The organism is Micromonospora carbonacea, assembly GCF_014205165.1.
Classification (GTDB): Bacteria; Actinomycetota; Actinomycetes; order Mycobacteriales; family Micromonosporaceae; genus Micromonospora; species Micromonospora carbonacea.
Window position 1 is genome coordinate 6,997,647 of record NZ_JACHMZ010000001.1, and the last position, 24,661, is coordinate 7,022,307.

The following is a 24,661-nucleotide window of genomic DNA, read 5'->3' on the forward strand; positions in this document are numbered from 1 at the left end:
CGGACACAGCGATGTCGCCGACATGAAGTCGGCCGGCAGGATCAGGATCAGGGCGCCAGGTGCGGCTGGTCGCCCGGCTGCGTCCACGGGATGGCCCGCATCTCGACCGGCTGGTACGCCAGGGCGCGGTCGACGACCTCGGCAGCCGTCAGCTCCGGCATGACGTTGAAGATCAGCTCAGAGACGTCCGGACAGACGAGATCTCGTTCGAGCCTGTCCAGCCAGTCGTTCAGCTCGGTGTCGTCGGCATAGTCGAGCCGCATGATCCGTTCGACGAGGTGGATCGCCTCGTCCTGGGTCAGCTTCGCAGGCAAGCCGCCCTCCCGACCGGGGCAATGGCGCACCAGTGGCACGCCGCGTGATCGTTGACCTTGAAAACTCGAAGGCCCCGGCTCGGGACTTGCGTCCCGACCAGGGCCTTCGTGCGTGGAGCGGGTGACGGGAATCGAACCCGCACTGTCAGCTTGGGAAGCTGATGTTCTGCCATTGAACTACACCCGCAGGCGGAACCACTGTACCCGACGCCGTCGCCGCCTGCACCCAGGCACCCCCTCACGTGCTCCACCAGCCCGACCACGCCGACACCCCGGCGACCAAGATCCGCAGGCCATCGACGGTGCGCAGGATTTTCATCGCGGCAACATATGCCCATTCTCAAATCTCTCGATCGGTTGTAACGTCTCCCGCACGTTCAAGCCACGGCGCGACACACCCCCTGCCGCGCCGCCAGAAAGAGGTGGGCCCATGGGACCCCGTCCCAACCTGCTGACCCGGCGCACTGCCGGCGTCGCGTCGACGACCCTCGCGCTCCTGCTCAGCACCGCCGCCGTGGGTGTCGTCCCGGCCGCTTCGGCCTTCTCCGCCGCACCGGCCGACGCGTGCGCCGAGCCGGCCGACGTCCACTCGGACGCCCGGGTGAAGGCCGGCGCGCACGCCAAGCAGGAGCCGAACGAACTGACCGCCAAGGAGACCCGCGAGCGGGAGGCCGACCTCGCCGCCGCCCTGCGCGAGCGGGCCAACTTCCGGACCGGTGCCGGCGCCGCCGCGCTCGCCGCCGTGACCATCCCGGTCGTCGTGCACGTCATCCAGGAGGACGGCACCCGGGCCGGCGGCAACATCCCGGACTCGATGATCAACTCGCAGATCAGCGTGTTGAACGAGGCCTACAGCGGTGGCACCGGCGGCGCGGCCACCGCCTTCAGCTTCCAGCTCCAGAAGATCAACCGGGTCACCAACCCGGCGTGGTACCCGATCGTGCAGGGCTCCTCGGCCGAGCGTTCGATGAAGACCTCGCTGCGCGAGGGCGGCAAGAACACCCTCAACGTCTACCTCGGCGAGCTGAGCGACGACCTGCTCGGCTGGGCCACCTTCCCGAAGCGTCGGCTGGACAGCATGGACGGCGTCGTCGTGCTGACCGAGTCGCTGCCGGGCGGCACCGCCACCAACTACAACCAGGGCGACACCGGCACCCACGAGGTCGGCCACTGGCTGAACCTCTACCACACCTTCCAGGGCGGCTGCCGGGGCTCCGGCGACGGCGTGAGCGACACCCCGGCCGAGGCCGAGCCGGCGTACCAGTGCCCGACCGGGCGGGACACCTGCACCGCGGCCGGGCTGGACCCGATCACCAACTTCATGGACTACACCTACGACACGTGCATGTACCAGTTCACCGCCGGCCAGGCGGAGCGGATGCTGACCGCGTGGAACGCGTACCGCGCGGCCTGACGTACCCCTGCTGCTGATCGCCCCGGTGCCGGCTCCGTCTCCCGACGGGCCGGCACCGGCGTCTGTGGGGGTCAGGCCGCCGCACGATGGGCGCCGCGCCCGTCGAGGGCCGACCGCCGATCCGGTACGCCCACCGCGCCCCCGCCCGGGGCGGCGCTCGCGGCGTCGGTGGTGGTGGTGGTGTCGGCGCTCGCGGCTCCGGCGGCTCCGGGGTCGAGCCAGACCTGCACGGCGGGCCGGTCGGTCGCCTCGCCGGGGCGGACGGTGCCGACGTCGCCGCGCCGGGCCAGCATCGCCACGTCGACGGTGAACTCGAAGAGCCGCCAGTCCACCTGCGGCGCGGCCCGCCCGATCTCGGCGAGCCGGGCCACCCGGGCCTGGTCGGTCACCGGCCGGGCGTGCCCGGCCACGTACGCCTCGTCGTCGCTGTCCTCCGGCGGGAAGGAGTGCAGCGCGTAGCGGCCGTCGCGTTCGAGGTCGCGCCGCTTCGGCGAGTCGACGACGAAGCAGAAGAGCCCCTCGTCGGTGATCACCGGGGAGACCGGGTGCACCCGGGGCCCGCCGTCGGCGCGGACGGTGGCCAGGTAGCCGAAGCCCGGCCCGTACTGCTGCATGAGATGACGGATCCCGTCGGCGAGTCGTGGCTCGTCAGCGGCGAATTCGGACCAGGAAGCCATGCCCGCATTCTATCGAACACCTGTACGACACGCGAAGCGCGACGCGCGGGTCGGGCACCCGATTCGCAGGCCCGCTGACCAGCCCCGCTGACCGGTCCCACCAACGCACCTCGCTATGGTGTTGCGATGCTGCTCTCCGACCGCGACCTCGTCGCCGAGCTGAAGGCCGGCACGCTCGCGCTGGAGCCGTTCGAGCCGACCCTGGTGCAGCCGTCGAGCATCGACGTACGCCTCGACAAGCTCTTCCGGGTCTTCAACAACCACCTCTACACGCACATCGACCCGTCCGTGCAGCAGGACGACCTGACCTCCATGATCGAGGTGCCCGACGGCGAGCCGTTCGTGCTGCACCCCGGCGAGTTCGTGCTCGCCTCCACGCTGGAGGTGATCTCGCTCGGCGACCAGCTCGCCGGCCGACTGGAGGGCAAGAGCTCGCTGGGCCGGCTGGGGCTGCTCACCCACTCCACGGCCGGCTTCATCGACCCGGGCTTCACCGGCCACGTCACGCTGGAGCTGTCCAACGTGGCGAACCTGCCGATCACGCTCTGGCCGGGCATGAAGATCGGCCAGCTCTGCATCTTCCGGCTGTCGTCGCCGGCCGAGCACCCGTACGGTTCGGCGGTCTACGGCTCGCGCTACCAGGGCCAGCGCGGCCCGACCCCGAGCCGCTCCTGGCGCAACTGGCGCACCTGGCCGCCCCGCTGACGCCGCCCCGCTGACCCTCCCGCTGCTGTGCTGCTGCGGTGGGCGGCGGCGCGTCACGCCGCCCTCGCCAGGGTGTGAGAAGGGGCCCCTTCTCGACCGTATGCGTTAAGAAGGGGCCCTTCCTTACCCCCTCAGGAGGGGCGGCCGTAGCTGTGGATCGGGCCGTCGTCGACGCGCTTCATCTTCACCGGGACGCCGGCCCGGGAGGCGTGCACCACCCAGCCCCCGCCCACGTACATGCCGACGTGGTGCAGGTCGGAGTAGTAGAAGACCAGGTCGCCGGGGCGCAGGTCGGCGCGGCTGACGCGGGCGGTCACCGACCGCTGCTGGGCCGCGTTGTGCGGCAGCGAGACGCCGGCCTTCGCCCACGAGGCCAGCATCAGCCCCGAGCAGTCGTACGAGTTCGGGCCCTCCGCGCCCCAGACGTAGGGCTTGCCGATCTGGGCGCAGGCGAACTTCACCGCCGTCCCCGCGCCGCCACCCGGGTAGGACGCCGGGCAGGGGGCGGGCTTCAGCGGGCCGCCGCCTCCGTTGCCGTACACCTTCAGCCGCAGCTTCTGCAGGCGGTCGATCTCGGCGTTGATCTGCTTCTTCTTCGCGGCGAGCTGGGCCTCGGTGCGGGTGAGCTGGACGACCATCTCGTCGAGGGGCCGCTTCTTCGCGGCCAGCTCGTCACGGAGGTCGACGACCGCCTGGACGTCGTGCTGCTGGCGCTGGGCGAACCGGTCGAGCAGCTCCAGCTGCCCCATCATCTGACTGGGCGTGCGGCTGCCGAGCAGGGCGTTGACCACCGACAGGTTGTCGCCCTTGTACGCCTCGGCGGCGAGGCCGCCGACCTTCTTCAGCGCCTCGTCCACCTGGCGCTGGAGCGGCCCGATCTGCGCGGCGAGCGCGTCGGCCTGCTTGCGCTTGGCGGCGAGGTCCTGGCGGGTGGCGTTGTGCCGCTCGATGATCGGTTCGAGCTTGTTCCAGTCCTCGTCGATCTGCCGCTCGATCTCGGCGACCGAGGGGTCGGCGTGGGCCACGGTCGGTGCGCCGGTCAGGACGACGGCGACGCCGACCAGTGCGGCGAGGACGGTGGTGCAGCGTGACCAGCGGGGACGCGGCGCGGCCGGCGTCCGGTCGGCGTCGGCCGACCGGCGTGACGGGCGCCGCGGAGCATGGTGTGCCACCGGGCTCCGTTCTCCTTCTTCCTCTACCGCCTACCGGGTTAGCTGACGGGTTCGGGCGGGAAGGGAGAGCGCCCTACCGCAGCGCCGCTGCGGATTCACCCCGGCGTACCTGGGTCCCCGGCTCGCCCGGAGGCGACTCGGCGGTGTCGCACCGTCACCGCCCGGCTGGGCGGTGCAGCTACCGGCCGACAATTGGCCAGAGTAGAGACGATCGCCGTCGATCCGCAACCCGACCGGCCGTGACACTCCGTACAGACCCCTCGTCGGCGTCGATGTCCGCCGCACGGCGAAGGCCCCCGGTCGGGTGACCGGGGGCCTTCGGGCGGTGCTGCGCGGCGCGGCCTTCGCGGTGGCCGGGCCGGGTCAGCCGGGTCGGCGGAAGCCGGCCACCGGCATGGTGTTGATGCTGCTCACGTTGACCGGCTTGCCGGCCCGGGGCGCGTGCACCATCTTGTCGTTGCCGATGTAGAGGCCGACGTGGTGCAGGTCGCTGAAGAAGAACACCAGGTCACCGGGGCGGGCCTCGGAACGCGGGATGGCACGGCCCTCGTTCCACTGGGCGCCGGTGAAGTGGGTCAGGTGGATCCCGGCGGCCTGGTAGGCGAACTGGGTCAGGCCGGAGCAGTCGAACGAGTTCGGGCCGGTGGCGCCCCAGACGTACGGGTCGCCGACCTGGGCGCAGGCGGTCTTGATGGCGGTGCGGGCGGCCGCGCTGACCACGCCGGTGACCGTCGGGCAGCCCTCGGTGGAGACGACGGTCTTCGGCATCGACGCCTGGAGCCGCTTGATCTCACCGTTGATCTTGGTCTTCTTCGCCGCCAGTTCCTTGGTCTGCTTCTCCTGGGAGGCGATGAGCGTGTCGAGCTTCTGCTTCTCGGTGTCGTACTTCGCCCGGACGGCGAGCACGCCCTCGACCTGCTTGCGCTCCTGCGCGGCCAGCCGGTCCAGGATGGTCAGCTGCTCGGCGAGGGTGCCCGGCTTGGTGCTGACCAGCAGTGCGCCGATGTCCTGCGACGGGCCGGAGATGTAGTAGCGGGAGGCGAGGTCGCCGACGCGGTTCATGGCCAGCTCTGTCTCGAGCGCCAGCGGCTCGATCTTCTTCTGCACCTCCGCCGCCTTCTCGCGGTTCACCTTGAGCTGGGCGCGGACCTTGTTGTACTGCTCGATGGTGGGCTCGAGCTGCTCCCACTGCTTGTCGATCTGCGCCTCGATCTCGTCGACCGACGGCTCGGCGTACGCGGGCGCGGCCAGTGTCCCGGCGCCGACGGCGACCGCCGCGACCAGGGTGAGCAGGCGACGTGCGAAACGGCGGGCACCACCCGGGCGAGCGGGTGACCGTTCCGGGGCATGACGATGAGGGGGCATGGTTGCCACCGGCACCGACTCCTTCGCAACCGACCGCCGGGCGCCTCGCGAGAGGGAAGATCGAGGCAGACGACCCACAGCGGTCAGCGCCTCACATTAGGGGAGTCCCGCGCGAGGAATCAAGGCGGGTCGGCACACCGTGACGCCCCGCAAACCGTTCCGGCACAACGGGTGTGGGCGGCGCTGCGGCGACGGAGACGACCGGCACCGGGCGGCCCGGCCGTCAGCCGACGATGGCCGTCAGCACGTCGTCGAGGGTCACCACCCCGAGCGGGCGGCGGCCGTCGCTCACCAGCACCATGTGCCGTCGCTCGCGGCGCATCGACAGCAGCAGGTCGGCCAGCGTACGGTCCGGCGGCACCACGGCCAGCGGGTGGTAGACCCCGGCCGGCACGGGGGCGCGGCGCTCCGCCCCCGCGTAGCCGAGGACGTCCTTGACGTGCACGAAGCCGAGCACCCGGCGGGTGGCCCGCTGCACCACCGGGAACCGGGACCGGCCGGTGCGGGTGGCCAGCACCTCCAGCGAGGCCGGCGACACGTCCTCGGCCACTGTGGTCACCGTCGACCAGGGTTGCAGGGCGTCCGCCGCCGTGCGGGTGTGCAGCGCGAGCGCCCCGGTGATCCGGGCGTGCTCCTCGGCGTCGAGCAGGCCCTCCGTCCGCGCCTGCGAGACGAGACCGGCCAACTCCTCGGCGGTGAACACCGTCTTGACCGCGTCCGTCGCCTCGACCCGCCAGATCCGCAGCACCTGCCGCGACGCCCACTTCATGGCCAGCAGCAGCGGCTTGGTCGCCGTGCAGAACGCCAGCATCGCCGGCCCCAGCCAGAGCGCCGACGGCTCCGGCCCGGCCAGGGTGATGTTCTTCGGCACCATCTCGCCGACCACGGTGTGCAGGAAGACCACCACACCGAGGGCGATCAGGAACGCCACCGGGTGCACGGCGCCGTCGGGCAGGCCCAGCGCGTGGAACAGCGGCTCGATCAGGTGGGCCAGCGCCGGTTCGGCGATCGCGCCGAGACCCAGCGAGCAGATGGTGATGCCGAGCTGCGCCCCGGCGATCATCAGCGGGATCTGGTTCATCGCCGACAGCGCCCAGCGGGCCCGCTTCGAGCCGGCCGCCAGCGGTTCGATCACCGTCCGCCGGGAGGCGATCAGCGCGAACTCGCTGCCGACGAAGAACGCGTTGCCGAGCAGCAGCAGCACGGTGACCAGCAGTTCAGGCATCGTCCCCGGGCTCCTCCGGGCGCAGCACCCGCACCTGTTCGATCCGGTGCCGCTCCACCTCGACCACGGTGAACTCGTACCCGCCTTCCTCGACCGTCTCGCCGGCCACCGGGATGTGCCCGAGCCGAGCCATCAGGAAGCCGCCGAGCGTCTCGTAGGGGCCCTCGGGCAGCCGGAAGCCGGTCTGCTCGACCAGTTCGTCCTCGCGGAGCACCCCGTCGACCAGGACGGTCCGCTCGCCGCCGGGCACGGTCAGCTCGACCGGCCCGACATCGTCGACCGCGTCCGGGTCGAACTCGTCGGCGATCTCCCCGACCAGCTCCTCCACCAGGTCCTCCACGGTCACCACGCCGTCGGTGCCGCCGTACTCGTCGACGACGATGGCCAGGTCCGCGCCGGCCGCCTTGAGGGCGGCCAGGACGCCGTCGAGGTCCAGGCTCTCCGGCACGTACACGGGCTCGCGGGCGACCGACGCGACGGTCGTCCTGGCCCGGTTGGCCAGCGGCACGCCCAGCGCGTCCGGCACCGCCGCGACGCCGGTGACCAGGTCGAGGGTCTCCTCGAAGACGGGGAACCTGGTCCGCCCGGTGTGCTGGGCGAGGGTCAGCAGCTCGGCGACGCTCGCCGTGGCGCGCAGCGCGATCACGTCCACCCGGGGGGTCATCGCCTCGGCCGCCCGCTTGTCGCCGAAGCGGATGGTGCGCCGCAGCAGCATCGCGGTGTCCGGCGGGAGCGCACCGGCGCGGGCCGAGATCGCCGCCAGCAGCCCCAGCTCCTCGGGGGACCGGGCGCTGGCCAGCTCCTCCTGCGGTTCCACCCCGAGCCGGCGGACCAGCGTGTTCGCCGAGTTGTTCAGCCCCCGGATCAGCCAGCCGAAGGCCCGGGAGAAGCCGCGCATGCCCCGGGCGGTGGCCAGCGCGGCGGGCATCGGCCGGGCCAGCGCCAGGTTCTTCGGCACCAGCTCGCCGAAGAGCATGGACAGCAGGGTCGCCAGGGCCAGGGCGAGGAACGGGGTGAACCGGTCGGCCGCCGGCCCCAGCGGGTGCAGCGCCGGGGCGAACAGCCGGGCCAGCGCCGGCTCGGCCAGATACCCGGTGAGCAGGGCGGTGATGGTGATGCCGAGCTGCGCGCCGGAGAGCTGGAAGGACAGCTCGTGCAGCGCGCGGCGGACCGTCCTGGCCGCGCCGTCACCGGCGGCGGCCCGTCGGTCGATCTCCGGCCGGTCCACCGTGACCAGGGCGAACTCGGCCGCTACGAAGAACGCGTTGCCCGCGGTCAGCAGCACGAAGCCGGCCAGGGGCAACACCGTGGCAACCAGAAGACTGTCGATGATCGGTTCACCTCGGCAGGATTGTTCCACGACGGGCCGGGCCGCACATCACTACGCGCGGCACCGGCCTCGTCGGGTCAGCTGCCGGAGGTGGCGGTCTCCTTCTCGCCGGCGGCATCGGCCGGCTTGAGCGAGCGGAGCAGCACGCTGGCGACGTCGACCACCTCGACCTGCTCGCCGGCCCCCTTGCCGTTGACCCCGTCGTTGAGCATCGTCGAGCAGAACGGGCAGCCGACGGCGATGGTCCTCGCCCCGGTGGACATGGCCTCCTCGACCCGGTCCACGTTGATCCGCTTGCCGATCTTCTCCTCCATCCACATCCGGGCGCCGCCGGCGCCGCAGCAGAAGGAGCGCTCGCTGTTGCGCGGCATCTCGGTGATCCCGCCCGCGACGGACTCACCGAGCACCTCGCGTGGGGCGGCGAAGACCCGGTTGTGCCGGCCCAGGTAGCAGGGGTCGTGGTAGGTGAGGCCGCCGTCGACCGGCTGCACCGGGGTGAGCCTGCCGGCGCTGACCAGGTGGGCCAGGAGCTGCGTGTGGTGGACCACCTCGAACTCGCCGCCGAGCTGCCCGTATTCGTTGCCGAGGGTGTTGAAGCAGTGCGGGCAGGTCGCGACGATCTTGCGCTTGCTCTTCTCCCGGCCGTCGAACGCCTCGTTCAGCGTCTCGACGTTCTGCTGGGCGAGCATCTGGAAGACGAACTCGTTGCCGATCCGGCGGGCCGGGTCGCCGGTGCAGGTCTCGCCCTCGCCGAGGATGGCGAAGGAGACGCCGGCCTCGTTGAGCAGCGTGGCGACCGCCCGGGTGGTCTTCTTGGCCCGGTCCTCGAACGCGCCGGCGCAGCCGACCCAGAAGAGGTATTCGAAGTCGTCGACCTCGCCGACGCGCGGCACCTCGAAACCGAGGCCCTTGGTCCAGTCCTCGCGGGTGTTCTGCGGTGCGCCCCAGGGGTTGCCCTTGTTCTCCAGGTTGCGCAGCATGACGCCGGCCTCAGAGGGGAAGCTCGACTCGATGAGCACCTGGTAGCGGCGCATGTCGACGATGTGGTCGACGTGCTCGATGTCGACGGGGCACTGCTCGACGCACGCGCCGCAGGTGGTGCAGGACCAGAGCACGTCCGGGTCGATGACGCCGCCATCCTCGGCACCACCGATCAGCGGCTTCTCGGCCTCGGCGAGCGCCAGCACGTCCATGTGGGCGAGTTGGGCGGCGGTGGCCTTCTCCTCGCCGGTGAGGTCCTTGCCGCCGCCGGCCAGCAGGTACGGGGCCTTGGCGTACGCGTGGTCGCGCAGGCTGAGCACGAGCAGCTTCGGCGACAGCGGCTTGCCGGTGTTCCAGGCCGGGCACTGCGACTGGCACCGCCCGCACTCGGTGCAGGTGCTGAAGTCGAGCAGGCCCTTCCAGGTGAACTGCTCGACCTGGGCGACACCGAACTGGTCCTTCTCCGGGTCGGCCTCCTCGAAGTCGAGGGGCTTGCCCTGGCTCATCATGGGCCGCAGCGCGCCGAGCCCGGAGCCGGCCCGGCCCGGGTCGCGCTTGAAGAAGATGTTGAAGAACGCGAGGAACCGGTGCCAGGCGACGCCCATGGTCACGTTCAGCGCGATGACGATCAGCCAGGTCATCGAGATGGCGATCTTGATGAGGGCGGCGATGCTGACGCCGGCCGACCAGTCGGGCAGCAGCGCGCCGACGGCGTGGCTGACCGGGGTGGCCCACAGCGGGTACTCGAAGTGGTCGGTGGCCACCTTGAAGCCCCGGATCACGAAGCCCATGATCAGCACGGCGAGGACGACGGCCTCGACGAAGTAGCCCTGCCACATGGTCGAGCCGGTGAACCGGGACCGGCCGCCCGGCCGGGTGGGCCGGTTGCGGACCCGGATCGCGATCAGCACCACGATGCCGACCGTGCCGAGCACCGCGATCAGCTCGGTGACCAGGCCGTAGACCGCCAGGCCGCCGATCAGCGGCAGGCCGCCGGTCGGGGAGACGACCTCGAAGTACGCCTCCAGGACCAGCAGCGACAGCACGATGAAGCCGACCATGACGAACCAGTGCGCCGCGCCGACCACGCTCCAGCGCAGCATCCTGGTGTGACCGGCGGTCTCGGCCAGCATCGTCTTCGTGCGGGTGCCCCGGTCGCCGAACCGTTCCGGGTCGGGCTGACCCAGCCGGACGACTGCCACGATCTTCATGACCGCGCGTACCGCAAGCCACACCGCCACGGCGGTGATGGCGGCCGCGAGGATCGTGGTGACGATCTGGACGCTGCCCATCGAGTTGGCCTCCCGGTCTGCTGCCTGTCGAGCGGCTCGGCGGCCGGGCCGGGTCAGGGGCGCGACCGGCGCTGCGCCTTCGTCGCACCCCGACCGGACCGGTCGATGACCTTGTCCCGCTCGGTCATGCAGTGCAGCCTACGCGAGAGTTACCCAGCAGTAACGTGAGTCATCTCGCAGCCGAGCCGCGCCGCCCTGCGGACACCATAGGGTGCCCGACGCCGAAACGCCGGGCAGGGGCTCGGCGGGGTGACGTGGAGCGCGCCACAAGGGCAGGCCGGGCGGGTCGACGCCGCCCGGCCGGCAGGTGACGGCCGGGTCCGCCGGTCAGCGCCAGCGGGAGAGCAGGACCAGGGAGGCGACCATCGCGCCGAAACCCACCGCGAGGTTCCAGTAACCCCACGACATCACCGGGTATTCCTGCTCGGAGAGGTAGTAGACCACCAGCCAGGCGATGCCGCTCACGATCAGCGCGACCGCCGTCACCGGCAGCCAGACCGGGCTAGGCTTGCGCGTCGCCGCCGTCGCCGTCGGACGCACGTCCGTCGGCGGGGTGTACACCTTCTTCTTGCGGACCTGAGACTTGGGCACGACGCTCTCCAGAGGGGTGACGACCTCGTCCGGCCTGACAACCGGGCGCGGGGGCGACGGTCCATGGCCAATAATGTTCGACAGCTAGCGTAGTCCGGATGACCCGTTCAGGCCATGAATGGGGTCAGGCCGATGCACGGAGTGACCGAAAAAGGCGGGACTGTTCGGGTCGCCGCACCGGCCCGCGTCGTCGCGGGCTGACACGAGACGACGCGGAAGGAGCGCTCGGTGGAGTACACGTCAGGCGCGGCCTCCTGGCAGAAGGTCCTCCGCCGGGCGGTCGCCGGCCTCCTGCCCCGGCGTCCCCGGCAGCGGCGGCCGGGCTGGTCGATCGGCGTGCCGCTGATCGCCGCCGCGGCCGGGCTGCTGTTCACCACCACCGCGACGACCGCCGGCGGCACCGCGCTGCGTGAGGACCGCCGGCCCCAGCTCACCCAGCTCATCGAGGACCGCCGCACGCAGGTCGCCGCCAGCGAGCGCCGGGCCGCCCAGCTCCGGGCCGAGGTCGAGGACGAGACGGCCACCCTGGCCGATTCCGACGGCCCGATCAGGGAGCAGCGGGACCGCGCCGCCGCCAGCCGGCAGGACGCCGGGTTCACCGCGCTCACCGGCGTGGGCGTCACGGTCGAGCTGAACGACGCCGTCCGGCGGGCGGACCAGGAGCTGCCCGACGGGGCCACCAACGACGACCTGGTCGTCCACCAGCAGGACGTGCAGGCCGTCGTGAACGCGCTCTGGGCCGGCGGCGCGGAGGCGATGTCAATCATGAACGTCCGCGTCCTCGCCACCAGCGCGGTACGCTGCGTAGGTAACACCCTGCTGCTCCATGGGCGGGTGTACTCCCCTCCATTCAAGATCGTTGCAATCGGCGACCCCGCTGCGCTCCGGCAGGCCCTCGCCGCGTCTGAGGGAGTGCAGATGTTCAAGGGCGCGGTCAACGACTTCCAGCTGGGCTACCGGGAGACCGTCTCGACGGTCACGGTGCCGGCGTTCGAGGACTCGACAGCCCTACGCTCGGCGACGGTGCCCCGGTGACCCGGAGGCCGGACGACGGCTGGGACGGCCGGCACCAGGACCGGCAGGAGGAGGACACCGCCTTCCTCCCCAGGCTCGACCGTGCCGGTCCGGCCGACCCGGGCGCCGCCATCCGTCACCAGGCCGCCCCCGGCCCGGCGACCCCCGGCCCGGCGACCCCCGGCCCGGCGACCGCCGATCCTGCGGGCCCGGTCCGCGCGGAGCGGCCCGGCCCGACCGGCCCCTGGCCCACCCCGGTGCTGACGCCCCGCCCGGCGACGCCCCACGCCCACCGGCCGACGCCTCACGCCCACCAGCCGGCGACGGCCGACCGGGTGCCCACCGAGGCGGCTCCGCCCCTGGCCGGGCCCCGCACCGCCCAGGAGCGGCCCGCGCCGGCAGCGGACCCCGGGCACGCCCCCGACTGGTTCGCCAGCACCCCGCAACGACCCGCGTCCGGGCCACCGGCCCCGGCACCTCCCCCGATGGGCACGCCCCCGCAGGCCACGCCCGCCCGGCCACCCGTGGACGTCCCGGCCCGCCGGCCGGCCGAGTTCGGGCCGCCACCCCGCCCGGCGCACGACGCCGACGGTCCGACGGCCTTCCTCCCCCCCGTCGAGGCACGCGCCGCCGACCGGTCCGGGGCACCCCGTGGGGCCGGCTTCCCGGGCACCGTGCCGCCCGACGCGGTCCACCGCACCCCTGCCGACCGTCGCCCCGGCCCGGTGCCGACCGCCACGGGCCACCCCGGCACCCCGCCCACGGGCCACCGCCCCGGCGTTCCGCCGACCGGCCCGGCCGACCGGCCCGGCCCGGTGTCGCCCGCTCCGGTGCCCCCCGGCGCGGGGCGTCCGGTCCCGCCGGGCGGCGGCACCGGTCACCCCGCCGACCCGGCGGCCACCGCCGTCATCCCGGCCGTGCCCCCTCGGCCTCCGGCCCCCGACGCGACCGCGCTGATGGGCGCGGTGCCGCGCCTGCCCGACAGCGGCGACGAGGCCGCCACCGGCGCGGAGCCGGCCGAGCCGCCCCGCCCACGCCGGGGCGAGCGGGTGGTCCAGCTCCGGGCCGAGCAGACCGACGAGGGCTACAAGAGCGTCTACTCCGACCTGACCCGGCCGACGTTCTGGAGCCGGCTGCGCACCGGGGTCCGGTTCACCGGCGAGCTGCTGATCACCTTCGGCCTGGTGGTGCTCCTCTTCGCCGGCTACGAGGTGTGGGGCAAGTCGGCCATCGTCGACGCCCACCAGAACGACCTCAGCAACCAGCTCGCCCAGGCGTGGGGCCCCACCGGCGATCCGACCGTGGCGCCCAGCGCCAGCGCGTCGACGAAGGCCAAGCCGCCGGCACACGGCAAGCCGCTCGCCGGGCTCTACATCCCGAAGCTCGACAAGAACTGGGTCGTGGTCGAGGGGGTCACCCAGCAGGACATCCGGTATGCCCCGGGCCACTACCCGGACAGCGCGATGCCCGGCGAGGTGGGCAACTTCTCCGTCGCCGGCCACCGCAACCGGGCGACCTTCTGGCGGCTCGACGAGCTCGACCCCGGCGACGCGATCGTCGTCGAGGGCAAGACCGAGTGGTACGTCTACCAGGTCTACAAGTCGCGCATCGTCAAGCCCAACCAGGTCGAGGTCGTCGCCCCGGTGCCGATGGAGCCGGACGCGAAGCCGACGAAGAAGGTGCTCACCCTGACCACCTGCAATCCGAAGTTCGACAACTACCAGCGCCTGATCGTGCACGCCGAGCTGACCCGTACGCAGCCCAAGTCGGCGGGCCGACCGGCGGAGCTGGGGGGCTGACGATGTATGCCTGGATCTGGCGCAAGCTGCCGCTGGGCGTGCCCGGCAAGCTGATCGGCTCGCTGCTGCTCGCCACCGCCACGGTGGCCCTGCTCTGGTACGTGGTCTTCCCGTGGGCGGAGCCGCTGCTCCCCTTCGACGACGTCCAGGTCACCCAGGACTCCGGGGTGCCGGGCGGCGGCTCGGGCGTGGACGGCGACGCCCCGCCGGCCGGCGACGAGCACGACCTGCCGTACGACACCGAGCAGAACAACACCCCGCCCCCCTCTCCGAGCAGGTGACGATGCGCGTCCTGGTGATCGACAACTACGACTCGTTCGTATTCAACCTGGTGCAGTACCTCGGTCAGCTCGGGGTGGACTGCGAGGTGCGGCGCAACGACGAGATCGACGTCGCGGACGTGGGACGGGTCGGCGCGGCCGGCGTCCTGCTCTCTCCGGGGCCGGGCAGCCCCGACCGCGCCGGCATCTGCCTCGACGTCATCCGCCGGTACGCGGGCAAGCTGCCGATCTTCGGCGTCTGCCTGGGCCACCAGGCCATCGGCGAGGCGTTCGGGGCCACCGTGACCCGCGCCCCCGAGCTGCTGCACGGCAAGACCTCCGAGGTCAGCCACCACGGCGTCGGGGTGCTCGCCGGTCTGCCGGACCCGTTCACGGCCACCCGCTACCACTCCCTCGCCGTGCTGCCCGAGACCCTGCCCGAGGAGCTGGAGGTCACCGGCTGGACGGGCTCCGGGGTGGTCATGGCGATGCGGCACCGCACCCTGCCGATCGAGGGCGTCCAGTTCCACCCGGAGTCGGTGCTGACCGAGGGCGGTCACCTGATGCTGGCGAACTGGCTCGCCGCCTGTGGCCACCCGGCGGCGCTGGAACGCGCCCCCGCGCTGGCCGCCGAGGTGGACGCGCGCCGCCGGGCCGCCTTCGCCCCGGTGTGACGGGCTCGTGGGTCGTACCGTCAGTGCTCGTCGCCCCGCCGGCGGGCACGGGCGGTCAGCAGGGTGACGGCCAGGACCGTCAACGAGACGACGCCGACGGCCTGGCCGATCCGGTCGATGCGCTCCGAGTTGCAGGCCCGGTACGCCTTCTCCCAGTAGTCCCCGTCCGAGGGGCCCCGCCAGCGGTCCAGGTCGGTCTGTAGCGTATTGCCGCAGCTCTGCCGCTCGTGGTCACCCGGGCCGAGGATGCGGATCGGCACGATCAGCAGGAACGCCACCGCTGCCGCCCCGAGCCACGCGACCCGGGCCGGCGTCACCCAGGTGCGCGCCCTCGATCCGCTCCGTGCGCTTTCGATCTCCATCGGCCAGATGGTAGGACACCCGTCGGCCGGCGTCAGTCCTGGTTGGGGCGCACCGGCGGGGTCGGGAAGGGGAAGCCGCCGCCGTTGCCGCCGCCGTCCTCGGTCGGGGTGGGCGTGGGCGTGGGCGGGCCGCCCGTCGGCTCGGTCGGGTCGGGGGTGGGCTCGGGGATGTCGACCTCGATGGTGACCCGCTTGCCCCGCTCCAGCTCCGTGCCGCCCCGGGGGTTCTGGCCGGACACCTTGCCGGCCTGGTCGGCGGGGACCTCGTCGCCGTCGACGATCTGCACCACGTACCCGGCCTGCTCCAGCTCGCGCTTGGCGTCGTTGGCCGAGGAGCCGACGACGTTCGGCACCTGCCGGACGTTGCCCCGGGAGACCTCCAGGGTCACGGTGCTCTCCTCGGCGACCTTGGTGCCGGACTTCGGGGAGACGCTCGTGACGATCCCCTCCGGCGAGGAGCTGCTGACCTCCTTCTTGACCACCTTGAGCTTGAGGGCCTTGAGCTGCGGCTCGACGTTGTCGAACTGGGAGCCGACCAGCCCGTTGGGGATCGTCACCTCCGGCTTGCCGGAGCAGATCTGGATGGTGACGCCCCGGCCCTTCTCCAGCTGGGTGGTCGGCGGCGGCTGCTGCGCCGCGACGGTGTCCTTCTTGCAGGTGCTGTTGGCGATCGGGTCGCCGACGGCGGGGACGAGGCCGGCCTGTTCGAGCTGGGACACCGCCGCCGCCTGGGTCTGCCCTGTCAGGTCGGGGACGGCGATCTTCTCGGTGCCGCTCCCGTTCATCAGGAAGGCGGTGATCAGGGCGATGATCGCGAGCACGCCGAGCGCGGCGAAGGTGGCGATCACCCAGGAGGAGGCGCGGCGCTGGCGCGGGTCGCCGACCCGGGCGGGCGGCTGCTGCCGGGTGGCCGCGCCACCGACGACCTGGGTCGGGTAGCCCGACCCGGCGGCCGACATCGGCGCGGTCTCGGCCTCCCGCATCACCGGGGTGGCGAGCACCGGCCGGCCCGCCGCCGCGCGGAGCAGGTCGGCCCGCATCTCGCCGGCGCTCTGGTAGCGGTTGAGGGGGTTCTTCGACAGCGCCTTGAGCACGATCGCGTCGACCGCGGGGTTGACGTCGGGGTTGATGTCGCTCGGCGTCGGCGGGGCCTCCCGCACGTGCTGGTACGCCACGCTGACCGGGCTGTCCCCGACGAACGGCGGGTGGCCGCAGAGCAGCTCGAACAGCACGCAGCCGCCGGCGTACACGTCGGAGCGGGCGTCGACCGCCTCGCCACGCGCCTGCTCGGGTGAGAGGTATTGCGCCGTGCCGATGACCGCGCTGGTCTGCGTCATCGTGGTCGCGCCGGACGCCAGCGCCCGCGCGATGCCGAAGTCCATCACCTTGACCTGGCCGGTCTGGGTGAGCATCACGTTGCCGGGCTTGATGTCGCGGTGGATGATCCCGTGCCGGTGGCTGAACTCCAGCGCGGCGCACATGTCGGCGCAGATCTCCAGCGCCCGGCGCGGCTGGAGCCGCCCCTCGACGCCGAGCACCTCCTTGAGGGTCCGCCCGTTGACGAACTCCATCACGATGAACGGCAGCGTCTCGCCGGTGGGCCCCGTCTCCTCGCCGGTGTCGTAGACCGCGACGATGGCCGGGTGGTTGAGCGAGGCGGCGTTCTGCGCCTCGCGGCGGAACCGCATCTGGAAGGTGGCGTCGCGGGCCAGGTCCGCCCGGAGCATCTTGATCGCGACGTCCCGACCGAGCCGGAGGTCACGGCCGCGGTGCACCTCGGCCATGCCGCCGTAGCCGAGCAGCTCGCCGACCTGATACCTGCCACCGAGCAGGCGGGCCTGCGCTGTCATCGCGTCTGTCGTCCTTCGCTCGTCGTCGTCTCGCCGCCGCCCGGCAGGAGTGGTCGTTCCACCCGACGGTACGGCGTCCCGGACGGATCGTCGCGCCCACCGGCCTGCACCGCGCCGGACGCCACGACCCGGGCGCCGGACCCGCCGGGCTCCCCGGCCGCCGCGTTCTTCCGCAGGTTGTAGGAAATCACGCCGGAGCAGAGCAGGACCAGTGTGGCCACCAGGATGAACAGCCAGACCGCTCCTGACCTGGACTGCTGCGGCGGGGCCGGGGGCGGGCCGGGCGGGCGGGCGTACGCGAGGGGGTTGGCCTGGCGGACCGGGACCGGCGGCGGCACGGTGGCCGCGCCGCGCGGGTAGGCCGGCGGGTTGGCCACCGGCGGGTGGGGCGGCTGGTGCACCACCGGCGGGCGGGGCTGGTGGGTCACCGGGGGCTGGTGGGTGACCGGGGGTCGGGGCGCCGCCACGGGGGGCCGCTGCTGCGGCGGGGCCGACGCCGGGACCGGACGCTGCTGCGGCGGGCCGGAGGTCGGCACCGGGCGCTGCGCCACCGCGGGCGGCCGGGGCTGCTGCCGGGAGGCGGGGGGCACCTGGGCGCGCGCCTGCGGGCCGGCCGGGGACGCCGGTGCGGCGGAGACCTGCCCGACGTGGCCGCCGCCCCGGGACTGCTGCCCGAGCGCGAGCTTCGCCTGCCGGGCCACCCCGGCGAGCGCGGCGGCGCTGGGCCAGCGGGCGGCCGGGTCCTTCGCCATGGCCCGCTCGACGATCACCCGGACCGGGGGCGGGATGTCCGCCGGCAACGGCCGGGGGGTGTCCCGGACGTGCTTCATGGCGATCTCCAGCGGGTTGTCGCCCTCGAACGGCCGCCGCCCGGCGAGGCACTGGTAGGCGACCACGCCCAGGGCGTAGACGTCGGAGGCGGGCGTGGCCACCGCGCCGGTGGCCTGCTCGGGGGAGATGTAGGAGGCGGTGCCGAGCACCGAGCCGGCGGCGGTGAGCTGGGCGACCAGCTCCGACCGGGCGATGCCGAAGTCGGTCAGCACGAGGGTGCCGTTGGGCCGGACCAGCAGGTTTCCGGGCTTCACGTCGCGGTGCACGATGCCCTTGCAGTGCGCCGCGTGCAGCGCGTCGGCGGCCTGGGCGAGCAGGGCCATGGTGCGCGCCGGGGTGAGCCGGCCGACCCGCCCCAGCGTCGAGGAGAGCGCATCGCCCTCGATGTACTCCATCACCAGGAAGGCGATCTGCTGGTCGTGGCCGAAGTCGTAGACGTCGACCACGCCGGGGTGGTTGATCGTGGCCATGGTGCGGGCCTCGCCGCGGAAGCGCTCGGCGAAGTCGGGGTCGTCGAGCAGCGCCGGGAGCAGGCTCTTCACGGCGACGGTGCGGCCGAGCACCTGGTCGGTGCCGCGCCACACGTCGCCCATGCCGCCGCTGGCGATCCGCTCGTCGAGTCGGTAGCGGTTGCCGAGCTGGACCCCGGGGCTGAGCATGTCAGCGCCCCCCGGAGTCGGCGGCCGCCGCCTGCATGATCTTGCCGGCGATCCGGGCCGCCTCGGCGCTGCCGCCGCTGCCCGCCTCCTCCAGCACCACACACACGGCGGAGACCGGGGTGCCCTTCGAATCCAGGGCGAAGCCGATGAACCAGCCGTGGTCGGGGGTCTGCGGGCCCGACTGGGCCGTGCCGGTCTTGCCGCCGACGGTGTAGCCGTTGAACTTCGCGTTGCGGCCGGTGCCGTTCTCCACCACGCTCACCATCATGTCGCGCAGGTCCGACGAGACCTGCCCGCTGACCGGCTGGCGCAGCTCGCGCGGCTTGGCCGTGTAGTAGCTGGTGGTGCGGTCCGGCGCGAGGAGCTGCCGCACCAGGTAGGGCCGCATCTGGCTGCCGCCGTTGGCGACCGCCCCGGCGATCAGGGCCCCCTGGAGCGGGGTCATCTTGACGTCGCGCTGGCCGATGGAGGACTGGGCCAGCGCGGCCGGGTCGGTGCTGCCGTCGGGGCCCTGCATGGCCCCGGTGCGGCTGGCCGCCACCGGCAGCCCGTCCTCGCCGAGCTGGCCGACGGTCAGGTCGTCCTGCTCGAAGCCGAACTGCCGGGCCTTCTCCTTCACCGTGTCCGCGCCGAGCTCCACGCCGAGCTTGGCGAAGCCCGTGTTGCAGGACTCGGTGACCGCGCTGATCAGGGTCACCTCGGACTCGGGGCAGATCGACGGCACCGCGTTGCGGATCGGGGTGCCCGACGTCGGCGGGGTGTAGCTGGGGCCCGCCGGGATCTGGGTGTTCTTGCCGATGCCGTTCTCCAGCGCGGCGGCGGCCACCACGATCTTGAAGGTGGAGCCCGGGGGCAGCACCTCCGACAGCGCCCGGTTCTTCAGCGGGCCGCCCTCCGCGCCCTCCAGCTTGTTGTACGCCGCCGTCGCCTCGTCCGTGTCGTGGCTGGCCAGCGGGTTCGGGTCGAAGCTGGGCATGGAGACCAGCGCCTGCACCGCCCCGGTACGCGGGTCGAACGCGATCGCCGCGCCCTTCTTCGCCCCGACCTGGTTGTTGGACAGCCCGTTGAACGCGGCGTCCTGGGCCCGCTTGGAGAGGGTCAGCAGCACGTTGCCGCCGCCGGTCTCGTCGCCGGTGAACATGTCCTTGATCCGGTTGGCGATCAGCGCGTCGCTGGTGCCGGCGAGGAAGTCGTTCTCGACCCGCTCGATGCCGGTGTCGCCGAGGTTGACCGGCTTGTAGCCGAGGACGTGCGCGTATTTCTCCCCGCCGGGGTAGGTGCGCAGGAACCGCAGCTTGCCGCCGGTCTCCTTGCTGGTGGCGAGCGCCGTGCCGCCGGCCTCGATGTTGCCGCGCTTGCGCTCGTACTCGGCCACCTGGACCCGGCCGTTGTAGTCGCTGTTGCGGTATTCGTCGGCCTTGTAGGCCTGGATCCAGTTCAGGTTCGCGAAGAGCAGACCGAACAGGACCATCGCGACGACACCGACGCGGCGCAGGGGTGCGTTCACGGCCGGATCACCTCCGTGGGGGCACCGTGCAACTGCTCGGGTGGGCCGCCCCCGGGTCGGGCCGCCGGGCCGCCGCCACCGGTCACCGGGCGGCGGGCCGCGTCGGAGACCCGCAGCAGCACCGCGATGAGCAGCCAGTTCGCCATCAGCGACGAGCCACCGGCGGAGAGGAACGGGGTGGTCTGACCGGTCAGCGGGATGAGCTTGCTGATCCCGCCGACGATCACGAAGACCTGGAGGCCGAGGGTGAAGGCGAGGCCCCCGGCGAGCAGCTTGCCGAACGAGTCCCGCACGGCGAGCGCGGCCCGCAGGCCCCGCTCCACGATGAGCAGGTAGACCACCAGCAGCGCGGAGAGGCCGAACAGCCCGATCTCCTCGCCGATGCCGGCGAAGATGAAGTCGTTCTGCACCTCGGGGATCTCCAGCGGCTCGCCGCCGCCCGGCCCCGCGCCGAACAGGCCGCCGCTGCCCAGCGCCAGCAGGCCCTGGACGAGCTGGTAGCCGTCCTGGTAGGGGTCGGCGAACGGGTCCAGCCAGATCTGCGCCCGCAGGTGGAAGTTGGCGAACGGCCCGCCGACGACGCCGCCCAGCACGTACGCGAGGTAGGCGCCGCCGAAGAACAGGATCAGGCCGATGAGCAGCCAGCTCACCCGTTCGGTGGCGATGTAGAGCGTCACCACGAACATGCCGAAGTAGAGCAGCGAGGTGCCCAGGTCCTTCTCGAAGACGAGGACCAGCACGCTCAGCGCCCAGACCGCGAGCACCGGCCCCAGGTCCCGCCCGCGCGGGAAGTCGATGCCGAGGAACCGGTGGCTGGCCAGCGACAGCACCTCGCGCTTGCGGACCAGGTAGTAGGCGAAGAAGGCGAGCAGCGCGAGCTTGGCGAACTCACCCGGCTGGATCTGCCCCACCCCGGGCACGATGATCCAGAGCTTCGCGCCGTAGATCTCCGAGTATTTCGCCGGCAGCACCGCCGGGATCATCACCAGCACGATGCCGGCGAGGCCCAGCGTGTACGCGTAGCGGGAGACCGACCGGTGGTCGCGCATCAGCGCCAGCAGGCCGGCGGCGAGCATCACCGACGCCAGCGTCCAGGCGAACTGCCGGCCGCCGTTGCCGGCGAAGATCGCCAGCGACTCCCGGTCGGCGGGGGCGGCCCGGGCCAGGTCGAGCCGGCGCAGGAAGCCCACCCCGATGCCGTTGAGCAGCGCCACCGCCGGCAGCAGGGCCGGGTCGGCGTAGGGGGCCAGGAACCGGATGACGACGTGCAGGGCGAGGAAGACGCCCGCCAGCACGGCGGTGGGGACCCAGAAGTCCGGGGTGACCGTGTCGAGCACGGTCGCCTCCACCGTCGCGCCGTACGCGGCGACGATCACCAGGGCCAGCAGCAGCAACGACAGTTCGGCGTTGCGCCGCGACCGGGCCAGGCGTACGCCGGGCTGCTCGCCCGTCGTCGCGGGCGAGGCGGCCGGTGCGGCGGCTGCGGTCACGGAGATGTCCTCGGTTTTCTCAGTCGACGCTCACTCCGGCGACCGGCACCCGGCCGGGTCGGCCGGCGGAACCGTGTCGGAGGGCAGCACGTCGGGCGTCTCGGTGGGCGCGGGGGTCGGGGTGGCGACGGGCCGGGGACTGCCGGAGGCCGTGCGGGTCGCCCCCGGCCGGTCCGGGGACCTCGTGGGCTCCGGCGTCGGGGCCAGGGTCGGCGTCGGGGTCAGGGTCGGCGTCGGGGTCAGGGTCGGCGTCGGCTGGCAGATCGGCTTGAGGTTGGGGTTCAGCGGGTCGTCGCTGGTCAGCTCGGCCAGCCGGCGCTCGGCGTCGGGCTCGTCGCGGGCCGGGATGCCCTGCTTGACCTGCTCCTGCGCGGCGAGGGTGAGGTCGTCGAGCCGGGCGGGGCTGACGGAGTGCTCGGCGGAGAGGTCGAGCCCGGCGATCTGCCCCTGCACGCCCCGGAACACGGCCACCCGGCCGTCCTCGGTCGCGCCGACGTAGTACTGCCGCTGCGTGTACGTCCAGCCGCCGACGAGCGCGCCGCCGAGGATGACCAGCAGGGCGAGGGTCATCGCCACGGTGCGCAGCGGGCGGCGCTTCGGGCGGTCGTCGTCGCCGTCGTCGTCGGCCGGCTCCTCGGGGGCGGGCGGCCGGGGGGCGGAGAGCGCGGAGGCGCGCGCGGCGGGGGTGGAGACGTCGGCGGAGGTGGCCATGCCCCGGTCCCGGGCGGCGGCGCCGCCGACGATCGGGCTCGCCTCGACGATGTCCCGGTCGGTGGCGTCGGCGATGATCACCGTGATGTTGTCCGGGCCGCCGCCGCGCAGCGCGAGCTGGACGAGCCGCTCGACGCACTGCTGCGGGTCGGTGTATTCCCGCATGGTGTCGGCGATGGTCTCGGCGCTCACCACGCCGGAGAGGCCGTCGCTGCAGATCAGGTAGCGGTCGCCGGGGAGCACCTGCCGGACGCTGTATTCCGGGTCGATGTCGCGGCCGTCGAGCGCCCGGGTGAGCAGCGAGCGCTGGGGGTGGCTGCTCGCCTCCTCGGCGCTGATCCGGCCCTCGTCGACGAGCATCTGGACGTAGGTGTCGTCTTTGGTGATCTGCGCGAACTCGCCGTTGCGCAGGAGATAGGCCCGCGAGTCGCCGATGTGGACCATGCCGAGCTTGGTGCCGGAGAAGAGGGTCGCGGTCAGCGTGGTGCCCATCCCCTCCAGCTGCGGGTTGGCGTCCACGGTGTCGCGGAGCTGCTGGTTGGCGGTGCCCACGGCCGAACGCAGCGCGTCGACCAGGGCGTCACCGGGGACGTCCTCGTCGAGCGGCGCCATGGCACCGATGACGATGTTGCTGGCGACGTCACCGGCGGCCATGCCGCCCATGCCGTCGGCTACGGCGAGAAGCCGCGGCCCGGCGTAGACGGAATCCTGGTTACCGTCTCGGATCAGACCGCGGTCGCTGTGGGCCGCATAGCGCAGGGTCAGAGTCATGGCCGTAATTCGAGAGAGGTGCGCCCGATGCGGATCGGCACGCCGAGGGGGACGGGGGTTGGTCCGGTGACCTTAGCGCGATCGAGGTAGGTGCCGTTAGTCGATCCGAGGTCCTCGACGAACCACTGCCCGTCGCGGGGCACGAGCCGGGCGTGTCGCGCCGAGGCGTAGTCGTCGGTGATGACGAGGGTCGAATCCTCGGCCCGGCCGATGGTGATCTGCGCCTCGCCCAGGGTGATCCGGGTGCCGGCGAGCTGACCGGCGGTCACCACCAGCTGGTGCGCGGCCCTGCCCCGCTTCGCCTTGGCCGGCTTGGCCTGCGGCTGACCGGTCGAGGCGCCCACGGCCCGGGGCGCGGCCACCAGCCGGCCCGACCGGGCGCCGGCGAACAGGTCCCGGCGGATGACGCCGACCACCGTGAACACGAAGATCCACAGCAGGATCAGGAACCCGAACCGGGCGACGGTGATGACGAGTTCCGGCAAGGCGGATCAGCCGTCCACGCGGAAGGTCAGGGTGGTCGTGCCGAGCTGGATCATGTCGCCGGGGTTGAGCGCGACGGCGGAGACCCGCTGGCCGTTGACCATCGTGCCGTTCGTCGAGCCGAGGTCGGTCAGCACGACCTGACCACCGTCGAAGTCCAGCCGGGCGTGTCGGCGGGAGATCCCGACGTCGGGCAGGCGCAGGTTGGCCTGGTCGCCCCGGCCGATCACGGTCGAGCCCATCTGGAGCGGGTAGGTGCGGCCGTCGCCCGAGACCAGCCGGACGTTGCGCCCGCCGCCGTGCCCCGGCGGGGGGCCGTAGCCGCCGCCCTGGTCGTACGCCGGGTAGGCGGGGCCGGCGTCGTAGCCGCCCTGGTCGTAGCCCGGCGCGGAGACCGGCGCCACGTCGCCGCCGGTGTAGACCTCGGCGGTGACCCGGAACATGCCGGTGTCGAGGCCCTCGCCGCGCTCGATCTCGACGATCACGTCGCCATAGACCGTCCAGGCCTGCTCGCCGATGAACTCCGCCTGCGACTGGGCCAGCTCCTGGGCCAGCGCGGCGGCGTAGGGCGCCAGGCGGTTGTGGTCGTAGGGCGAGAGATCGATCACGTAGCGGTTGGGCACCAACGTGCGCCCGCCGGCCAGGATCGCCTTGTGCGCCTCGGCCTCCCGCTGCATGGCGTTGAGGATCTCCACGGGGTGCACCACCCCTTTGAAGACCTTGGCGAAGGCTCCCTCCACCAGGCCTTCCAGACGCTTCTCGAAGCGTTGCAGCACGCTCACCGGCTCCTCCTCGGGTCCCGAGGACATGATGGTATCCGGCCGGCGCGCGCGCAGCTCACACGCCGCTCGGCCGGCCGTCGCCGGCCCGTTCGAACGGGCCCTTTACCGCGTGCTACAGTTTCGTCCGCCACGAACGGTAACCGGTCGCGGCGCAGGCCAGGGACACCGTAGGATGTGCCGGGCCGCTGGGGACAGCGGGTCCGGGGCAGGCTAAAGTGTTCCCGGTCAAGCCACGGGGAAGTGGCGGAATGGCAGACGCGCACGGTTCAGGTCCGTGTGCCCGAAAGGGCGTGGGGGTTCAACTCCCCCCTTCCCCACCAGAGCGAGGGCTCCGCACGACGCGGGGCCCTTTCGCCGTTCCATGGGCCCGGCGTCCCATCCGGCGGGTGCCGGACGTCACGC

22 protein-coding genes, 2 tRNA genes and 1 riboswitch are annotated in these 24,661 nt (G+C 72.7%); of the genes, 7 read left to right on the forward strand and 17 right to left on the reverse strand.

Annotated features, from left to right (window positions below; translation table 11 throughout):
• Positions 1–47: 47 nt before the first annotated feature.
• Positions 48–314, reverse strand: coding sequence for a bacteriocin immunity protein (locus tag HDA31_RS29430; RefSeq protein WP_178062771.1), 267 nt, complete (start codon positions 312–314; stop codon positions 48–50).
• Between the two features lie 113 nt (positions 315–427).
• A tRNA-Gly gene (locus HDA31_RS29435) sits at positions 428–501 on the reverse strand.
• 243 nt (positions 502–744) lie between these two features.
• Between HDA31_RS29435 and HDA31_RS29440 the strand changes: the two genes are divergently transcribed.
• Positions 745–1,728, forward strand: coding sequence for a zinc metalloprotease (locus HDA31_RS29440; protein ID WP_178062770.1), 984 nt, complete (start codon positions 745–747; stop codon positions 1,726–1,728).
• A 71-nt stretch (positions 1,729–1,799) separates the two neighbouring features.
• On the opposite strand, the gene HDA31_RS29445 is transcribed toward HDA31_RS29440, so the two are convergent.
• Positions 1,800–2,405 (reverse strand): pyridoxamine 5'-phosphate oxidase family protein, encoded by a 606-nt coding sequence (locus HDA31_RS29445; protein ID WP_178062769.1) that lies wholly within the window; start codon positions 2,403–2,405, stop codon positions 1,800–1,802.
• Positions 2,406–2,531: 126 nt separating this feature from the next.
• On the opposite strand from HDA31_RS29445, the gene dcd reads away from it, so the two are divergent.
• Positions 2,532–3,110 (forward strand): dCTP deaminase, encoded by a 579-nt coding sequence (gene dcd, locus HDA31_RS29450; protein WP_074475664.1) that lies wholly within the window; start codon positions 2,532–2,534, stop codon positions 3,108–3,110.
• Between the two features lie 131 nt (positions 3,111–3,241).
• Here the strand turns inward: dcd and HDA31_RS29455 are convergent, their stop codons facing one another.
• The 6 genes from HDA31_RS29455 to HDA31_RS29480 all read right to left on the reverse strand — a co-directional run bounded on the left by HDA31_RS29455 (position 3,242) and on the right by HDA31_RS29480 (position 11,066).
• A complete protein-coding gene (locus HDA31_RS29455) occupies positions 3,242–4,282 on the reverse strand; it encodes a C40 family peptidase (RefSeq protein WP_178062768.1) in 1,041 nt (346 codons plus the stop codon).
• A 12-nt stretch (positions 4,283–4,294) separates the two neighbouring features.
• A riboswitch (cyclic di-AMP (ydaO/yuaA leader) is annotated at positions 4,295–4,435 on the reverse strand.
• A gap of 210 nt (positions 4,436–4,645) precedes the next feature.
• On the reverse strand, positions 4,646–5,662 hold the full coding sequence (locus HDA31_RS29460; RefSeq protein WP_178062767.1) for a C40 family peptidase: 1,017 nt from the start codon (positions 5,660–5,662) through the stop codon (positions 4,646–4,648).
• A 208-nt stretch (positions 5,663–5,870) separates the two neighbouring features.
• Positions 5,871–6,872, reverse strand: a complete 1,002-nt coding sequence (locus tag HDA31_RS29465) for a hemolysin family protein (RefSeq protein ID WP_074475666.1) — start codon at positions 6,870–6,872, stop codon at positions 5,871–5,873.
• On the reverse strand, positions 6,865–8,175 hold the full coding sequence (locus tag HDA31_RS29470) for a hemolysin family protein (protein WP_219825066.1): 1,311 nt from the start codon (positions 8,173–8,175) through the stop codon (positions 6,865–6,867). The genes HDA31_RS29465 and HDA31_RS29470 overlap by 8 nt, the downstream gene beginning before the upstream one ends.
• Positions 8,176–8,279: 104 nt before the next feature.
• Positions 8,280–10,475, reverse strand: a complete 2,196-nt coding sequence (locus HDA31_RS29475; protein ID WP_178062766.1) for a (Fe-S)-binding protein — start codon at positions 10,473–10,475, stop codon at positions 8,280–8,282.
• A 327-nt stretch (positions 10,476–10,802) separates the two neighbouring features.
• Positions 10,803–11,066: a cell division protein CrgA gene (locus tag HDA31_RS29480; protein ID WP_178062765.1), complete on the reverse strand. Its 264-nt coding sequence runs from the start codon at positions 11,064–11,066 to the stop codon at positions 10,803–10,805.
• Between the two features lie 228 nt (positions 11,067–11,294).
• On the opposite strand from HDA31_RS29480, the gene HDA31_RS29485 reads away from it, so the two are divergent.
• The 4 genes from HDA31_RS29485 to HDA31_RS29500 are packed head-to-tail and all read left to right on the forward strand — an operon-like array spanning position 11,295 to position 14,813.
• Positions 11,295–12,101, forward strand: coding sequence for a DUF881 domain-containing protein (locus HDA31_RS29485; RefSeq protein WP_074475669.1), 807 nt, complete (start codon positions 11,295–11,297; stop codon positions 12,099–12,101).
• Positions 12,098–13,879 (forward strand): class E sortase, encoded by a 1,782-nt coding sequence (locus HDA31_RS29490; protein WP_178062764.1) that lies wholly within the window; start codon positions 12,098–12,100, stop codon positions 13,877–13,879. The genes HDA31_RS29485 and HDA31_RS29490 overlap by 4 nt, the downstream gene beginning before the upstream one ends.
• Positions 13,880–13,881: 2 nt before the next feature.
• Entirely contained in the window at positions 13,882–14,160 is a 279-nt protein-coding gene (locus HDA31_RS29495) for a hypothetical protein (RefSeq protein ID WP_074475670.1), read from the forward strand.
• Between the two features lie 2 nt (positions 14,161–14,162).
• Complete coding sequence (locus HDA31_RS29500) at positions 14,163–14,813, forward strand: aminodeoxychorismate/anthranilate synthase component II (protein WP_178062763.1); 651 nt, start codon at positions 14,163–14,165, stop codon at positions 14,811–14,813.
• A 20-nt stretch (positions 14,814–14,833) separates the two neighbouring features.
• Here the strand turns inward: HDA31_RS29500 and HDA31_RS29505 are convergent, their stop codons facing one another.
• The 8 genes from HDA31_RS29505 to HDA31_RS29540 are packed head-to-tail and all read right to left on the reverse strand — an operon-like array spanning position 14,834 to position 24,286.
• The gene (locus HDA31_RS29505; protein WP_178062762.1) at positions 14,834–15,175 is read right to left on the reverse strand and encodes a hypothetical protein; all 342 of its coding nucleotides are present in this window, start codon (positions 15,173–15,175) and stop codon (positions 14,834–14,836) included.
• 32 nt (positions 15,176–15,207) lie between these two features.
• Entirely contained in the window at positions 15,208–17,025 is a 1,818-nt protein-coding gene (gene pknB, locus HDA31_RS29510) for a Stk1 family PASTA domain-containing Ser/Thr kinase (RefSeq protein ID WP_178062761.1), read from the reverse strand.
• Entirely contained in the window at positions 17,022–18,515 is a 1,494-nt protein-coding gene (locus tag HDA31_RS29515) for a serine/threonine-protein kinase (protein ID WP_178062760.1), read from the reverse strand. The genes pknB and HDA31_RS29515 overlap by 4 nt, the downstream gene beginning before the upstream one ends.
• 1 nt (position 18,516) lies before the next feature.
• Positions 18,517–20,022: a peptidoglycan D,D-transpeptidase FtsI family protein gene (locus HDA31_RS29520; protein ID WP_178062759.1), complete on the reverse strand. Its 1,506-nt coding sequence runs from the start codon at positions 20,020–20,022 to the stop codon at positions 18,517–18,519.
• A complete protein-coding gene (locus HDA31_RS29525; RefSeq protein WP_043961074.1) occupies positions 20,019–21,512 on the reverse strand; it encodes an FtsW/RodA/SpoVE family cell cycle protein in 1,494 nt (497 codons plus the stop codon). Before HDA31_RS29525 ends, HDA31_RS29520 begins: the two co-directional genes overlap by 4 nt.
• A 30-nt stretch (positions 21,513–21,542) precedes the next feature.
• Positions 21,543–22,994 (reverse strand): PP2C family protein-serine/threonine phosphatase, encoded by a 1,452-nt coding sequence (locus tag HDA31_RS29530; RefSeq protein ID WP_178062758.1) that lies wholly within the window; start codon positions 22,992–22,994, stop codon positions 21,543–21,545.
• Positions 22,991–23,479, reverse strand: coding sequence for an FHA domain-containing protein FhaB/FipA (locus HDA31_RS29535; RefSeq protein WP_074475676.1), 489 nt, complete (start codon positions 23,477–23,479; stop codon positions 22,991–22,993). Before HDA31_RS29535 ends, HDA31_RS29530 begins: the two co-directional genes overlap by 4 nt.
• Positions 23,480–23,485: 6 nt before the next feature.
• A complete protein-coding gene (locus tag HDA31_RS29540; protein WP_043961072.1) occupies positions 23,486–24,286 on the reverse strand; it encodes an FHA domain-containing protein in 801 nt (266 codons plus the stop codon).
• Between the two features lie 207 nt (positions 24,287–24,493).
• Here HDA31_RS29540 and HDA31_RS29545 point away from each other — a divergent pair.
• Positions 24,494–24,579, forward strand: a tRNA-Leu gene (locus tag HDA31_RS29545).
• Positions 24,580–24,661: the final 82 nt, after the last annotated feature.

Coding starts and splice junctions, on each gene's coding strand:
- HDA31_RS29440 (WP_178062770.1), top strand. CDS start 745: ATGGGACCCCGTCCCAACCTGCTGACCCGGCGCACTGCCGGCGTCGCG.
- HDA31_RS29445 (WP_178062769.1), bottom strand. CDS start 2,405: ATGGCTTCCTGGTCCGAATTCGCCGCTGACGAGCCACGACTCGCCGAC.
- dcd (WP_074475664.1), top strand. CDS start 2,532: ATGCTGCTCTCCGACCGCGACCTCGTCGCCGAGCTGAAGGCCGGCACG.
- HDA31_RS29465 (WP_074475666.1), bottom strand. CDS start 6,872: ATGCCTGAACTGCTGGTCACCGTGCTGCTGCTGCTCGGCAACGCGTTC.
- HDA31_RS29475 (WP_178062766.1), bottom strand. CDS start 10,475: ATGGGCAGCGTCCAGATCGTCACCACGATCCTCGCGGCCGCCATCACC.
- HDA31_RS29495 (WP_074475670.1), top strand. CDS start 13,882: ATGTATGCCTGGATCTGGCGCAAGCTGCCGCTGGGCGTGCCCGGCAAG.
- HDA31_RS29500 (WP_178062763.1), top strand. CDS start 14,163: ATGCGCGTCCTGGTGATCGACAACTACGACTCGTTCGTATTCAACCTG.
- HDA31_RS29505 (WP_178062762.1), bottom strand. CDS start 15,175: ATGGAGATCGAAAGCGCACGGAGCGGATCGAGGGCGCGCACCTGGGTG.
- pknB (WP_178062761.1), bottom strand. CDS start 17,025: ATGACAGCGCAGGCCCGCCTGCTCGGTGGCAGGTATCAGGTCGGCGAG.
- HDA31_RS29515 (WP_178062760.1), bottom strand. CDS start 18,515: ATGCTCAGCCCCGGGGTCCAGCTCGGCAACCGCTACCGACTCGACGAG.
- HDA31_RS29530 (WP_178062758.1), bottom strand. CDS start 22,994: ATGACTCTGACCCTGCGCTATGCGGCCCACAGCGACCGCGGTCTGATC.
- HDA31_RS29540 (WP_043961072.1), bottom strand. CDS start 24,286: ATGTCCTCGGGACCCGAGGAGGAGCCGGTGAGCGTGCTGCAACGCTTC.